Source organism: Cupriavidus sp. 01L45, assembly GCF_056399885.1.
On sequence record NZ_JBFTSG010000005.1, the window covers coordinates 133,791 to 148,490 of the forward strand.

Sequence of the window (14,700 nt, forward strand, 5' to 3'; positions counted from 1 at the left end):
AGGGAACGTCCGCAGGCCCGTCCTTACACCAGCTTGACCAGCTGCTTGCCGAAATTCTTGCCCTTGAGCAGGCCCATGAACGCTTCCGGCGCGCTCGCCAGCCCTTGCGCGACGCTCTCACGGAACTTGAGCTTGCCTTGCGCCACGGCGGTGCCCAGCTCTTGCAGCGCTTGCGGCCACACGTCCATGTGTTCGGACACGATAAAGCCTTCCACGGTCAGGCGCGACACCAGGATCGGTTGCGGGTTCTTCAGCGGCATCGGCTGGCCATCGTAGCCGGCGATCATGCCGCAGATGGCGATGCGGCCGAAGGCGTTCATGCGGGCCAGCACCGTATCGAGTATCTCGCCCCCCACGTTCTCGAAGTAGCCGTCCACGCCATCCGGGGTGGCTTCCTTGAACATGGTGTACAGCTCCTTGCTGTCCTTGGCCGCCTTGTAGTCGATGCAGGCATCGAAGCCCAGCTCATTGACCACGTAGTCGCACTTGTCCTTGCCGCCGGCAAAGCCGACCACGCGGCAGCCCTGCAGCTTGGCCAGCTGGCCCACTACGCTGCCGACCGCGCCGGAAGCCGCGCTCACCACGATGGTCTTGCCGGCCTTCGGCTGGATGATCTTGTTCAGGCCATACCAGGCGGTGACGCCGGGCATGCCAACCGAGCCAAGGTACGCCGACAGCGGGATATGGGTGGTATCGACCTTCTGGATGCCGATGCCGTTGGTGACACCCATCTCCTGCCAGCCGAACATGCCGACCACCTTGTCGCCGACGGCGTACTTGGGGTTCTTCGTCGCCACGATCTCGCCGACCGTGCCGCCGATCATGACTTCGCCCAGCGGCTGCGGCGTGGCGTAGGACTTGCCTTCGTTCATGCGGCCGCGCATATAGGGGTCGAGCGACAGGAAATGGTTGCGGACCAGCACCTCGCCGTCACCCAGTTCGGGCACAGGCACCTCTTCCAGGCGGAAGTTGTCCGGAGTCACGGCGCCGGTGGGACGCGAGGCCAGGACGATGCGCTTGAAGGTCTTCGACATGATGGTTTCCTTACAGTGAAATGGACAAGGACACTCGTCCTTTGTCATGCGTTGTTCGTTGTCAATGGCGGGCCGATTACTTCATCAATGACAGCGCAAGTGCCCGGTATGCGCGATGCGTGACGGGGTCGTTGGCGCCATTGGCAGCGATGGGGTGCGATGCGTAGCGCACGATGGTCAGTTCCGCCTTTGGATCGATATAGATACGTTGGCCGTGGATGCCGCGCGCCTCGAACACGCCGTGGTCGTCGTTCGAGACCCACCACATCGAGCGATAGCTCCAGCCCGGCAAGGTGGCGTAGCCGGCCTTGGCGAACTTGGCGCGGTCGCCGCCGCGGCGGATGTCCGCCACCACTTCGGCCGGGATGACCTGCTGGCCGTTATAGCGGCCGCCGTTGCGCATGGTCTCGCCGAAGCGGGCCAGGTCGCGCAGCGTGGTATTCAGGCCGCCGCCGCCGGACTCGCTGCCGATGCTGTCCACCATGAAATAGGCATCGTTCTCCGCGCCCATCTTCTGCCATACGCGTTCGGACAGCAGCTTGGCCAGCGACTGCCCCGACACCCGCTTGACGATCCAGGCGAGGACTTCGGCATTGACGGTCTTGTAGGCGAAGGCCTGGTCGTGCTCGCCCTCCTTCTTCAGCGTGGCGAGGAATTCATAGAAGGTCTTGGGCCCGGCATAGCCAGGCTCGCGCGGCATCATGCCGCCGGCACGGCTGTAGTCCCAGATTTCGGCCTTGGGATCGGCGTAGTTTTCCGAATACTTCACGCCTACCGTCATGTCCATGACTTCGCGCACGGTGGCATCGCCGTATGCTGTGCCGGCCATCTCCGGCAGGTAGCGCGTGACCGGCGCGGCGGGATCGAGCTTGCCGTCCGCCACCAGCATGGCGGCCAGCGTACCGACGAAGGATTTGGTAACCGACATGGCGATGTGCGGCGTATGGTCGTCAAGCGCGCCGAAGTACTTCTCGTAGACCACGCGGCCCTTGTGCATCACCAGGATGCCATCGGTATAGGTCAGGCCCAGCATGTCGCTGAAGGTGCGACTCGTGCCGTCGGCATCGGTAAAGGCCACGCCGCCGATATCGTGCTCGGCGCGCGGGAATGCCGCGGCCGGGCCCCGCCCGTGCCAGACCGACGCGGTCGGGACCAGTTCGCGGATATGCGAAAAGCTCCAGCGGGAGCGCGGAAAGCCGTTGCTGGCGGGCGTAAAGCTGATGATCTTGGCGGCTGCCGGGGGAAAGCCCTGCATCCAGCCCGCGGTCACGGGATCGGTAGCGGCGGCATCCGGAAAGCTCGGCGCGGCGGGCGCAGGAGCTGGCGCATTCTGGGCATGGCCCGGCTGGTACATGGCAAGGGCTCCTGCGCCGCAGGCGGCGAGCACGGTCAGTTTCAATAGCCGCGTGGCGGCAATCCGTTCAAACAGCATCTGGTCTCCATTATTAGTTTTATCGGTGCCGCGTGCCGGTTGTTTCCGGTCTGGTTCTTGGTGTGCTGCTCCCTGCGCCGGCGGGCCCGGCATGCGGCGCGCCGCTGCCGGACATGTGCCGTATCAGCCGTCGGCGCCGGTATCCGAGGCGCCGCCCGCCGCGCGTTGCGGCGGCACACGCCTGACAAACTTGAACGTGCCGGAGCCGCGCGATACGGTCTTGCCATCGGCGTCGAGAATCTCGGCTTCGCAGAAGGCCATGGTGCTGGTACGGTGCACGCACTGGCCGCGTGCGATGAGCTTGCCGCGCCCGGGCGCCATGAAGGTAGTCTTCATCTCGATGGTGACCACGCCGCGCCCGTCGGGATCGGCTGCGCGGCCGGCAATCGCCATGGCCACGTCGAGCAGCGTCATCAGCACGCCGCCGTGCGCCATGTCCCAGCTATTCTGGTGGCGCGTTTCCAGCGCCAGTTCGATCTCGCTGCCTTCCTTGTCCATGCGCGTGCATTGCACGCCGAGATCGGCAAGAAAGGGAATCTTGAGGGGGAAACCGTTGGTTTGAGTCATGTTTGCTAAAGAGGCGAGGACAGTACGGTTGGCCGGCAGGCTCGGGTTGAGCCACGCAAGCCATATGCCAACCGCATTAGAGCATGGACTTAAACCGCGCTCACGCCGCCGTCCACCGCCAGCACCTGGCCGGTGATGTGCTTGCCGGCGGCGCTGGCGAACAGCAGCGCCGCGCCCTTCAGGTCTTCGTCGTCGCCCAGCCTGTGCAGCGGCACCGACGCGCACATGGCTTCCACGCCCAGGCGGTCCAGCGAACCCTGGGTCATCTTGGACGGGAAGAAGCCTGGCGCCAGCGCGTTCACCGTGATGTTGTGCTCGCCCCATTCCGCCGCCAGCGTGCGGGTGAAGTTCACCACCGCACCCTTGGAGGTGTTGTAGGCGATCGTTTCCATCGATCCCGGCGGGTTGCCCGCCAGCCCGGCGATGGAAGCCACGTTGATGATGCGGCCATAGCGGCGCGGAATCATCGACAGCTTGCCGATGCGCTGCGACAGCAGGAACACGCCGCGGATATTCAGGTTCATCACCTTGTCCCACGCTTCCACCGGATGATCCTCGGCGGGCGCACCCCAGGTGGCGCCAGCGTTATTGACGAGGATATCGACATGGCCCAGCTTGGCCAGTGCTTCGTCGGCCAGGCGCGCGATATCCGCGTCGCGGGCGCCGTCGGCGGCGATCCATTCGGCATCGATGCCGAGCGTCTTCAGGTGAGCCTGCGCCGATTGCAACTCGTCGGCCTTGCGTGCCGACAGCACGATGCGCGCGCCCTGCTCGCCAAGCGCTTCGGCGATCTGCAGGCCAAGCCCGCGCGAGCCGCCGGTGATCAGCGCCGTCTTGCCCTTCAGGTCGAACAATTGCTGGATGGTATTCATGGTGTCTCCCGATTTGGTGTGGCGCGCGCAAATCGGTGCGCGCGCTCGTTCATCTAGTGCGGCTGCCGCTCAGAACCAGGCGTCCTGCATGTCCAGCGTGGTGCGGTCGAGCGAGGCCAGCAGGTCAAGCTGCGGGCCCACCTTGGGCAGTTCCCAGCGGAAGAAGTATTCCGCAGCCGCCAGCTTGCCGCGGTAGAAGTCCTGGTCCTCCTGGCTCCTGGCGCCCGCCAGCGCGGCCTGCGCCACCAGTTCCTGCTCCAGCCACGTCCACGACAGCACCACATGGCCGAACGCTTCCAGGTAGACCGAGGCATTGGCCAGCGTCACCTTGGCGTCGCCCGCCGCCCACAGCGCCTGCGTGACTTCCGCCACGCGCTTGACGGCGGCGCCCAGCGCCTTCGCATGGCTGCCCAGCGCGGCATCGCCGCTGGCCAGGGCGCGGCCGATGGTGGACTGGATTTCTTCGCCCAGCGCCGCAAACGCGGCACCGTCCTTCATCACCACCTTGCGGCCCAGCAGGTCCAAGCCCTGGATGCCGTGCGTGCCTTCGTGGATGGGATTCAGGCGGTTGTCGCGATAGAACTGCTCGACGTTGTATTCGCGGGTGTAGCCGTAGCCGCCATGCACCTGGATGGCCAGGCTGTTGGCCTCCAGGCACCACTGCGACGGCCAGCTCTTGGCGATGGGCGTCAGGATATCCAGCAACAGCGCCAGGCGTTCATGCTCCGCACCCTCGGCGGCGCGCTCCTGGTCCACCAGTTGCGCGCAATACAGATTGAGCGCCAGCCCGCCTTCCACATAGCTCTTTTGCGCCAGCAGCATGCGGCGGATATCCGCGTGCTCGACCAGCCGCACCTGCGGGCTGGCCGGATCCTTGCCACCGGGGCCGATCGGGCGGCCTTGCGGGCGGTTGCGCGCGTAGTCCACCGAGTGCAGGTAGCCGGTATAGCCCAGCATCACCGCGCCCAGGCCCACGCCGATACGGGCCTCGTTCATCATATGGAACATGCAGGCCAGGCCCTTGTGCGCTTCGCCCACCAGGTAGCCGATCGCGCCGGCCTTGCCGCCGGGCTTGTACTTCATGCCTTCGCCGAAGTTCAGCAGGCAGTTGGTGGTGCCGCGATAGCCCATCTTGTGGTTCAGGCCGGCCAGCACCACGTCGTTGTGCTCGCCCAGGCTGCCGTCGGCATTGACCAGGTACTTCGGCACGATAAACAGCGAGATGCCTTTCACGCCCGGAATCAGCTTGCCGTCCGGCCCGGGGATCTTGGCCAGCACCAGGTGCACGATATTGTCGGACAGTTCGTGCTCGCCGGCCGAGATCCACATCTTGTTGCCGCGCAGGCGGTACTGCTGGCCGAGTGGCGATTCGCCTTCGTAGTCGGCGCGCGTGGTGATGTCCGACAGCGACGAGCCCGCCTGCGGCTCGGACAGGCACATGGTGCCGAAGAAACGGCCTTCCATCTCCGGCTTGACGAAGGTCTCCACCTGCGCCGGCGTGCCGTGCGCGAGCAACAGGTTGGCATTGCCGATGGTCAGGAAGGGATAGGAACTGGTGCCGACGTTGGCACCCTTGAAATAGGCGAAGCCGGCCTTCTCCACCACTACCGGCAACTGCATGCCGCCGATGTCGTAGTCCTGCCCGGCGGCCATCAGGCCGGCCTCGCAGAAGGCCTTCAGCGCGGTCTTGACCTCGGGAATGATGGCGACAGTCTCGCCGTCGAAATGCGGCTCTTGCTGATCGTTCTTCTTGTTGTGCGGCGCGAACAGGTCGGTGGCGATCTTCTCGCAGGTATCGAGCGCGGCGTCGAAGGTCTCGCGGGAATGGTCGGCGTAGCGCGGAATGCGGGTCAGCCCCTCGACCTTGAGCCACTCGTACAGCACGAAGTTCAGGTCACGGCGGGAAAGGATCAGCGACATGGCAGGAAACGGCTCCCAGACTGAAAGGGAAAATCAAAGATGCGCGACCCGGCGTTGGCGCCAGTGGCGGCCTCGCGGCATGGATCGTCGCTGTCTCCACAACGGCACGCTGCATGGCGCGCCGCAAATTCTGCTAATTCTGTAAATGGCGCGGGGAAAGAAAAAGGCGCTCGCGCGCCCTTCCCTCCCTTGCCGTACTCTAGCTGCCTTCGCCCATGCGGGCGATCGTGCCCTGCGCTACCGCGCAGAGCTTTTCCTCGCCATCCTTGAGCACGAATACATCGCACCGTACCACCGCCTGCTGGCGGCCCCGGCTGAGGCATTCGGCACGGGCAATCAGCGTATCTCCGATCGCCGGACGCAGGTAGTTGATCTTGTACTCCGAAGTCACCACCGGCGCGGCCATGGCCGCGCCGCCCGCATAGGTGAGTGCATTGTCGGCCAGATAGCTGACCACGCCCCCGTGCAGGAAGCCGTACTGTTGCTGCAGGTCCGGCCGGATGGCCAGGCGCAGTTCGGCACGGCCGGGCGAGAGCGCGGCCAGCTCCGTGCCGACCAGCACCGAGAAGGGCTGGCTGGCCAGCACCTCCCGGCCATGCGCCAGCAGGGCATCCGCTTGCTCGCTCACGGGCTCGCCCTGGCGCTCAGAGGACTTCGAACAGGCCGGCAGCACCCTGGCCGCCGCCGATGCACATGGTCACCACCACGTACTTGACGCCGCGGCGCTTGCCTTCGATCAGCGCATGGCCGACCAGGCGGGCGCCGGACACGCCGTAGGGGTGGCCCACCGCGATGGCGCCGCCGTTGACGTTGAGGCGATCCATCGGGATGCCCAGCGTGTCGGCGCAGTACAGCACCTGCACGGCAAAGGCTTCGTTGAGTTCCCACAGGCCGATGTCGGCCACGGTCAGGCCGGCCTTCTTCAGCAGCTTGGGCACCGCGAACACCGGGCCGATGCCCATTTCGTCAGGCTCGCAACCGGCCACGGCGAAGCCGCGGAAGGCGCCCAGCGGCTGCAGGCCCTTGGCCTCGGCCACCTTGGCGTCCATCACCACGACTGCCGAAGCGCCGTCGGAGAATTGCGATGCGTTACCGGCCGAAACCACGCCGCCGGGCATGGCGGTGCGGATCTTGGACACGGCTTCCAGCGTGGTGTCGCCGCGAATGCCTTCGTCGGCCGAGACCGTGACTTCCTTGGTCATCAACTGGCCGGTGGCCTTGTCGGCCACGCCCGCGAGCACCGTGATCGGCACGATTTCGTCGTTGAACTTGCCGGCTTCCAGGGCGGCGAAGGCGCGCTGCTGGCTGCGCACACCGTACTCGTCCTGGCGCTCGCGCGAGATGTTGTAGCGCTTGGCCACGTTCTCGGCGGTCTGCAGCATGTTCCAGTAGATTTCCGGCTTGTTCTTGGTCAGCCAGCTTTCCTGGATCATGTGGCGGTTCATTTCCTGCTGCACGCAGGAGATGCTTTCCACACCGCCGGCCACGAAGATATCGCCCTCATCGGCGATCACGCGCTGCGCGGCCATGGCGATGGTCTGCAGGCCGGACGAGCAGAAGCGGTTGACGGTGGCGCCGGGCACGGTAACCGGGCAGCCTGCGCGCAGGGCAATCTGGCGCGCGATGTTGGCACCGGTGGCGCCTTCCGGGTTGGCACAGCCCATCAGCACGTCTTCCACTTCAGCGGCGTCGATCTTGGCGCGGGCGATGGCGTGCTGGACCGCATGGCCGCCCAGGGTGGCGCCGTGGGTCATATTGAAACCGCCCTTCCAGCTCTTGGCCAGGCCGGTCCGTGCGGTGGAAACGATGACTGCCTCTTTCATGTCTTGCTCCTCGGTATCTCTGGTATCTGGTGACCTGCGGCGTGCATTCACGTCCGGCAGTGTCATGCAATATGTCGTTGGCTGGGTTCAGCCGGGTTAGCTTGGGTTGGCTTGGCGATTCTTCCGTTTCAGGACAGCAGGCCGGCGGACTGCAGGCGCTGCACGCCCGCGGCTTGCAGGTCTTGCCACGCACGGGCCAGCGATCCGCCAAGGTCGATGGCGCGGCAGGCGTCCTCGACCACGATGGCCCCGAACCCCGCCGCGCGGGCATCGAGCGCGCTCCAGGCAACGCAGTAATCCGTCGCCAGTCCCACGCAAAACACCCTGCGCACGCCACGCTCGCGCAAGTAGCCCGCAAGCCCGGTCGGGGTGGCGCGATCGGCCTCCATGAAGGCCGAATAGCTGTCCACCTCGCGATGATGGCCCTTGCGGATCACCATCTGCGCATGCGGCACATCCAGCCCCGCATGCAGCGCCGCGCCATGGGTGCCCTGCACGCAGTGCGTGGGCCACAGGACTTGCTGGCCATAGGGCAACGCCACGGTCTGGAACGGCTGGGTGCCGGCATGGTTGGCGGCAAACGAAACGTGGCCGGCGGGATGCCAGTCCTGCGTCAGCACCACATGCGCAAACGCCGCCGCGAGGCGGTTGATCACGGGCACGACTTCATCGCCCTGCGCCACGGCAAGCGCGCCGCCGGGCATGAAATCGTTCTGCACGTCGATGACCAGCAGGCAATCTTCCGGGCCGTATTGCTTGGCCATGCCGCTACTCCCCGCTTTGTGACCGGTTTGCGATCTGTGGTGGAAACCCTGCGCGGCCAGCCTGGCCGCGCAGGATCGAATCGCCGCTGGCTATGCTTAGCCGTTGAAGCCCTTGCCCTCGGCAGCCAGCTTCTCCAGCAGCGCTGCCGGCTTCCAGGCTTCGCCGTGGTAGCCCTTGGCATAGCGCGCCATCGACTGCGCCACGTTGAACAGGCCAACCTGGTCCGCGTACAGCATCGGGCCACCGCGGAACAGCGGGAAGCCGTAGCCGGTCAGGTAGACCATGTCGATATCCGAGGCCTTGGAGGCAATGCCTTCTTCCAGGATCTTGGCGCCTTCGTTGACCAGCGCGAACACCAGGCGCTCGACGATTTCCTCATCGGAAATCTTGCGGCGGGTGATGCCCAGGTCCTTCGAGTGCTGCACGATCATGTCGTTGACCTGCTGGTTCGGGTACGGCTTGCGGTCGCCCGCCTTGTAGTCGTACCAGCCCGCGCCGGTCTTCTGGCCATAGCGGCCCTGTTCGCATAGCAGGTCGGCGGTCTTCGAGTACTGGATGTCCGGCTTGTCCACGGCGCGGCGCTTGCGGATGGCCCAGCCGATGTCGTTGCCGGCCAGGTCGCCCATGCGGAACGGGCCCATGGCAAAGCCGAACTTCTCGATGGCCTTGTCCACTTGCTCCGGCAGCGCACCTTCGTCCAGCAGGTAGCCGGCCTGGCGGCTGTACTGCTCGATCATGCGGTTGCCGATGAAGCCGTCGCACACACCCGACACCACGGCGGTCTTCTTGATCTTCTTGGCGACCTGCATGACCGTGGCCAGCACGTCCTTGCCGGTCTTTTCGCCGCGCACCACTTCCAGCAGCTTCATCACGTTGGCCGGGCTGAAGAAGTGCATGCCGACCACGTCTTGCGGACGCTTGGTGAAGGAAGCGATCTTGTTGACGTCCAGCGTGGAGGTGTTGGAAGCCAGGATCGCGCCCTGCTTCATCACTTCATCCAGCTTCTTGAAGACGATTTCCTTGACGCCCATTTCCTCGAACACGGCTTCGATGACCATGTCCGCGTCCTTGATCTCGTCATAGGACAGCGTGGTGGTCAGCAGGCCCATGCGCTGCTCGACCTTCTCCTGCGTGAGCTTGCCCTTCTTGGCGCTGTTTTCGTAGTTCTTGCGGATGGTGGCCACGCCACGGTCCAGCGCTTCCTGCTTGGTTTCCAGCATGATCACCGGGATGCCGGCGTTCAGGAAGTTCATGGTGATGCCACCGCCCATGGTGCCCGCGCCGATCACGGCGATCTTCTCGAGCTTGCGGGTGGCGGTGCCTTCCGGCACGTCGGGGATCTTGCTGGCGGCACGCTCGCCAAAGAAGGCGTGGCGCAGCGCGCGCGATTCCGGCGTGGTGATCAGGTACATGAAGCCTTCGCGCTCGTCCTTCAGGCCGGCATCGAACGGCTTGAGCGAGGCTGCCACGGCGTCCACGCACTTCAGCGGCGCGGGGAAGTTCTTGGCGACGGCTGCGACGGTGTTGCGGGCAAAGGCGATGAAGCCTTCCGCGTTCTCGTGCTTGACCTTCAGGTCGCGCACCTTCGGGTACGGGCCGGGGTTGGCCGCCGCCGTCCTGGCGAAGGCCACGGCCGCGGGCAGCACGTCGCCGTCGACGATCTCGTCGAACAGCTTGGTACCGGCAAACTTCTCGCTGGGGATGGCGTTGCCCGAGACAATCATGTTCAGGGCGGCTTCCAGGCCGATCACGCGCGGCAGGCGCTGCGTGCCGCCGGCGCCGGGCAGCAGGCCCAGCTTCACTTCCGGCAGGGCGATCTGCGCGCCCTTCGAAGCCACACGGTAGTTACAACCCAGCGCCAGTTCCAGGCCGCCGCCCATGGCCACGGAATGGATCGCCGCCACGACCGGCTTGGCCGAGCCTTCCACCACCTTGATCACCGAATGCAGCGTCGGCTCCTGGGTGGCCTTGGGCGTATTGAATTCACGGATGTCCGCGCCGCCGGAAAAAGCCTTGCCGGCGCCGGTAATGACGATGGCCTTGACGGCCGCATCGTCCAGCGCACGGGTCATGCCTTCGACGATGCCGAGCCGGGTGCCGAGACCCAGGCCGTTCACGGGGGGATTGTCGAGCGTGATGACGGCTACGCCGTCCTGAACCTGATACTGCGCTGTCATGCTGGTTCCTTTGGTAACTGGATGTTGTCTCGGGATTCGAATTCTCGAATGATGTTGTTCTGCGCGCTGTGGAGAGCGCCGGCGCGGCCAACGCCGCCGTGTTCCGCCCGACCACCGCCCGGCTGCCGGGGAACGCATGCCAGCGCCCCTTTGCCGGTGCCCGCCCCTGGTGCCGCCGGTGCAAGCGGGACAAGCATACACAAAATAGCACGGTCGTTCAATTTCATTTTGGGGCCCGTCCGGTGGCGCCATGCGCCCGGTTCATGGGCGAGCTCACCGGCGTGCATTCAAGCTGGGAAAGGCACCCGGAAAGCTAGGGTAAATCCGGACCGCCATGCCCCATGCAGCACATTCCCCTGATCCCGAGGAATGCCTCTAGTCACAGTAGGCGACTTTCCTGACATAAACCGCCATAACCCTCGGATTTACCCGGATAACCCGGTAAACTCGCGCCCTTTGCCCGCTCGGGCGCCCCACGAGGTGTCGCCCGTGCCGAAGCCGCGGCCCCGCCCGCCGAAGTTCCAGTGACCCTGATGTCTTCCCATCCTCATCCTCACCAGCACCCCGTCGTCGAGCACGACGACCTGCAGCGCAAACTCAAAGCCCGCCACCTGACCATGATCGCCATTGGCGGCGCGGTCGGCACCGGGCTGTTCGTGGCCTCCGGCGCGTCGATCTCCCAGGCGGGACCCGGCGGCGCGCTGCTGATGTATTGCCTGATCGGCCTGATGGTGTATTGCCTGATGACCAGCCTGGGCGAACTCGCCGTGCATATGCCGGTGGCCGGCTCCTTTGTCACCTACAGCGCGCTCTATGTGGAGGAAGGCTTCGGCTTCGCCCTCGGCTGGAGCTACTGGTTCAGCCTGGCCGTGACCATTGCCGTGGAACTCGTGGCGGCGCAACTGGTGATGCAGTACTGGTTCCCGCATGTCTCCGGCGTGGTCTGGAGTGCGGGCTTCCTGCTGCTGATGTTCGGCCTGAACGCGTTCTCGGTACGCGGCTTCGGCGAGGCCGAATACTGGTTCGCGCTGATCAAGGTGGCCACGATCCTGATCTTCCTGGCGGCGGGGCTGATGATGATCTTCGGCATCATGCAGGGCGGCCCGCAATCCGGCTGGCAGAACTTCACGCTTGGCGATGCCCCATTCGTCGGCGGCATCCCCGCCATGTTCGGCGTGGCCATGATCGCAGGGTTCTCCTTCCAGGGCACGGAAACCGTCGGCGTCGCCGCCGGCGAAGCCGCCGACCCGGCACGCACCATCCCGCGCGCCATCCGCCAGACCTTTTGGYGCATCCTGCTGTTCTATGTGCTGGCGATCCTCATCATCGGCGTGCTGATCCCCTACACCGACCCCAGCCTGCTGCGCAACGACGTCACCGACATCGGCGTCAGCCCCTTCGCGCTGGTGTTCCGCCACGCCGGCCTGGCCTTCGCCGCCGGGCTGATGAACGCCGTGGTGCTGACCGCGCTGCTCTCCGCCGGCACCTCCAGCATGTACGCCTCCACGCGGATCCTGTACGGCCTGGCCGTCAGCGGCCGCGCGCCACGGGCGCTCGCCCGGCTCTCGGCCAGCGGCGTGCCCTACAACGCCCTGTTCGCCACCACCGCCATCGGCGCCCTGTGCTTCCTCAGCTCGCTGTTTGGCGACAAGGCGGTTTACCTGTGGCTGCTCAACACGTCCGGCATGACCGGCTTTATCGCCTGGCTCGGCATCGCTGTCAGCCACTACCGCTTCCGCCGCGGGCTGGTGCACCAGGGCTTCAAGGCGTCCGACCTGGCCTACCGCTCGCCGCTCTATCCCTTCGGCCCGATCTTTGCCATCGTGCTGTGCGTGGTGATCGTGCTGGGCCAGAACTACCAGGCCTTCACCGACGTGCGCGGGCGCTGGATGGAGATTGTCGGCACCTATATTGGCGTGCCGCTGTTCCTGTTGCTCTGGCTCGGCTACCGGCTGGTACGGAAAACCCGGCTGATCGACTATGAAGACATGCCGTTCAACTGCAAGCGGGCGGCCGACCAGGCCACGGCCTCGCCGCTCGCGCAAGAAGCGGGCAGCCCGCTGATGCGCTAGCCACGCACCCCGGGCGTGCCACGCCCGGGGACCGGCCAGGCTTCCTGGTCATCCGGCGTGTCCCTTCAACGTGCCGACAGCAATTCCGCATAGCGCGGCAGGTCGACATTGCCGCCGCTGACCACGATGCCGACACGCTTGCCCTGCACCGGCAATCCCGCATGACGCGCCGCCGCAAGGCCAAGGCAGCCGGTCGGCTCGACCACCAGCTTCATGGCCTGCGCGAACATGCGCATGCATTCGATCAGCGCAAGGTCCGGCACGGCGACGATGTCGGTCACGCGGCGGCGAATCAGGGCGAACGTCAGCGCGCCGAGATGCTGTGCGCGCGCCCCGTCGGCGATCGTATCGGGCGGATCGATATGCACGATGGCGCCGCGGCGAAGCGACTGCTGCCCATGATTGCCGGTCTCGGGCTCGACGCCGTACAGCCGGCAGCCGGGCGAGAGCCGCTCCGTCACGAGCGCGGCACCAGCGAGCAGGCCGCCACCACCCTGGCAAACGAGCAACGCATCGAGCGGTCCGGTTTCCTCGATCAGTTCGCGCGTGACCGTGCCCTGTCCGGCGATGACATCGGCATGGTCGTATGGCGGGATCAGGGTCAGTCCGCGCTCCTCCGACAAGCGCTGCGTGATCGCTTCGCGGTCGTCCACCTGGCGGTCGTACAGGACCACCTGCGCACCGCAGGCGCGGGTCGCCTCCACCTTGGACGCCGGCGCGTCGCGCGGCATCACCACCGTCACCGGAATGCCAAGCACCTGCCCGGCGAGCGCGATGCCTTGCGCGTGGTTGCCGCCGGAGAACGCGATCGCGCCACGGCGGCGCTGCACGGCATCGAATCGCGCCAGGGCATTGAATGCGCCACGAAACTTGAAGGCGCCGGTGCGCTGCAGGTTCTCGCACTTGAAGAACAGTTCGGCCCCCACCCAGGCATCCATCGCCGGCGAGCGCAGTACCGGCGTGCGCCATGCGTGCCCGGCCAGCCGGCTCGCGGCGGCCACCACATCGTCGTAGGTCGGCAGGACTTCGCTCATCGGCCGGCTCCCCGCATCGCAGTTGGACAGGACACCGGCCTCACTCCGCTGCCTGATCGGTGGGCTGCTTCCAGGCGGCCAGCACTTCGGGAGACGGCGTCAGTGCGAGGTTGATGCCGCGTGCGCCGATGGGCTGCTGGAACCAGCGCTTCTGCAATGCGACCACCTCGGGGCCGGCGAAGACCGATGTCAGCGTCTGGTCGACCAGTTGCTTCCACTCGGGATCGGATTTCGGCAGCATCAGCGCATTACGCTCGATGGACAGCGCCGGTCCGGCAACGGTGTACTGAGACGGGGCCTTCGAATTCGCGCGCAGGCCGTACAGGACCACATCATCCAGCACGAACGCCTGGGCGCGGCCGGTCTCCAGCAACAGGAAGGACTCGTTATGATCCTTCGCATACACGTCGTTGAATGCGTACTGGGGCTTCAGCCGGCGCACGTGGCGGTCGCCGGTGGAGCCCGCGCTGGTGACGACCACCTTGCCACGCAGGTCGTCGAAGGACTGAATGCCCGAATCGGAGCGTACCAGCATGCGTACCACCGACACATAGTGGGCTACGCTGAAGGCCACCTGCTTCTGGCGCTCGACCGTATTGGTATTGGGCGCGCAGTCGACTGTCACCAGGCCGTTCATCACGGCGGGCACGCGGCTCTGCGCCGTCAGCGGCAGCCAGCGCACCTTCAGGTCCTTCAAGCCGAGCTTCTGGCGCGCGGCCTCGGCCACGCGCAGGCACAGGTCCACGGCGTAGCCCGAAGGCTGCCCCTTGATGTCGGAGAAAGAGAACGGTAGCGCGCCCTCGCGATAACCCATTGTGATCGTGCCCGATTCACGGATCTGCTCCAGTATCGGGCTCTGGGCATTCGCGGCCAGGGGGGCCGTGAACGTAGCGAGGGCTAGCAGCGCGGCGAAGGCGCGTGTTGTCAATGCGGAAGGAGAGGACATGGCAGGCGTTCAGGAAAAGCGCGTAGCGTATTGCGCACAGCGCTCCGGCCAAACAATA

12 protein-coding genes are annotated in these 14,700 nt (G+C 65.7%); 1 reads left to right on the plus strand and 11 read right to left on the minus strand.

Annotation, left to right across the window (positions count from 1 at the left end; translation table 11 throughout):
• Positions 1-23: 23 nt before the first annotated feature.
• The 9 genes from AC1DT6_RS05275 to AC1DT6_RS05315 form a co-directional block, all read right to left on the minus strand.
• The gene (locus AC1DT6_RS05275; RefSeq protein ID WP_477114537.1) at positions 24-1,034 is read right to left on the minus strand and encodes an NADP-dependent oxidoreductase; all 1,011 of its coding nucleotides are present in this window, start codon (positions 1,032-1,034) and stop codon (positions 24-26) included.
• A gap of 76 nt (positions 1,035-1,110) precedes the next feature.
• Entirely contained in the window at positions 1,111-2,466 is a 1,356-nt protein-coding gene (locus tag AC1DT6_RS05280) for a serine hydrolase domain-containing protein (protein WP_441628641.1), read from the minus strand.
• 123 nt (positions 2,467-2,589) lie between these two features.
• On the minus strand, positions 2,590-3,033 hold the full coding sequence (locus AC1DT6_RS05285) for a PaaI family thioesterase (protein WP_045236331.1): 444 nt from the start codon (positions 3,031-3,033) through the stop codon (positions 2,590-2,592).
• Positions 3,034-3,122: 89 nt separating this feature from the next.
• A complete protein-coding gene (locus tag AC1DT6_RS05290; protein ID WP_441628644.1) occupies positions 3,123-3,905 on the minus strand; it encodes an SDR family oxidoreductase in 783 nt (260 codons plus the stop codon).
• Between the two features lie 69 nt (positions 3,906-3,974).
• On the minus strand, positions 3,975-5,825 hold the full coding sequence (locus tag AC1DT6_RS05295) for an acyl-CoA dehydrogenase (RefSeq protein WP_441628646.1): 1,851 nt from the start codon (positions 5,823-5,825) through the stop codon (positions 3,975-3,977).
• A gap of 199 nt (positions 5,826-6,024) precedes the next feature.
• Positions 6,025-6,453: a PaaI family thioesterase gene (locus tag AC1DT6_RS05300; protein ID WP_441628648.1), complete on the minus strand. Its 429-nt coding sequence runs from the start codon at positions 6,451-6,453 to the stop codon at positions 6,025-6,027.
• Between the two features lie 16 nt (positions 6,454-6,469).
• Positions 6,470-7,648 carry an acetyl-CoA C-acyltransferase gene (locus AC1DT6_RS05305; RefSeq protein WP_045236328.1) on the minus strand — a complete coding sequence of 393 codons (1,179 nt, stop codon included), beginning with the start codon at positions 7,646-7,648 and terminating at the stop codon, positions 6,470-6,472.
• 128 nt (positions 7,649-7,776) lie between these two features.
• Positions 7,777-8,412: a bifunctional nicotinamidase/pyrazinamidase gene (gene pncA / locus AC1DT6_RS05310; protein ID WP_441628650.1), complete on the minus strand. Its 636-nt coding sequence runs from the start codon at positions 8,410-8,412 to the stop codon at positions 7,777-7,779.
• A 96-nt stretch (positions 8,413-8,508) separates the two neighbouring features.
• Positions 8,509-10,590, minus strand: coding sequence for a 3-hydroxyacyl-CoA dehydrogenase NAD-binding domain-containing protein (locus AC1DT6_RS05315; RefSeq protein WP_441628652.1), 2,082 nt, complete (start codon positions 10,588-10,590; stop codon positions 8,509-8,511).
• Positions 10,591-11,123: 533 nt separating this feature from the next.
• Here AC1DT6_RS05315 and AC1DT6_RS05320 point away from each other — a divergent pair.
• Positions 11,124-12,662: an amino acid permease gene (locus AC1DT6_RS05320; protein ID WP_477114538.1), complete on the plus strand. Its 1,539-nt coding sequence runs from the start codon at positions 11,124-11,126 to the stop codon at positions 12,660-12,662.
• 65 nt (positions 12,663-12,727) lie between these two features.
• Here AC1DT6_RS05320 and AC1DT6_RS05325 read toward each other — a convergent pair whose 3' ends face one another.
• Together AC1DT6_RS05325 and AC1DT6_RS05330 are read right to left on the minus strand one after the other, a co-directional pair.
• Positions 12,728-13,696 (minus strand): threo-3-hydroxy-L-aspartate ammonia-lyase, encoded by a 969-nt coding sequence (locus AC1DT6_RS05325; RefSeq protein WP_441628656.1) that lies wholly within the window; start codon positions 13,694-13,696, stop codon positions 12,728-12,730.
• Between the two features lie 40 nt (positions 13,697-13,736).
• On the minus strand, positions 13,737-14,642 hold the full coding sequence (locus tag AC1DT6_RS05330) for an amino acid ABC transporter substrate-binding protein (protein WP_441628658.1): 906 nt from the start codon (positions 14,640-14,642) through the stop codon (positions 13,737-13,739).
• Between the last annotated feature and the right edge of the window lie 58 nt (positions 14,643-14,700).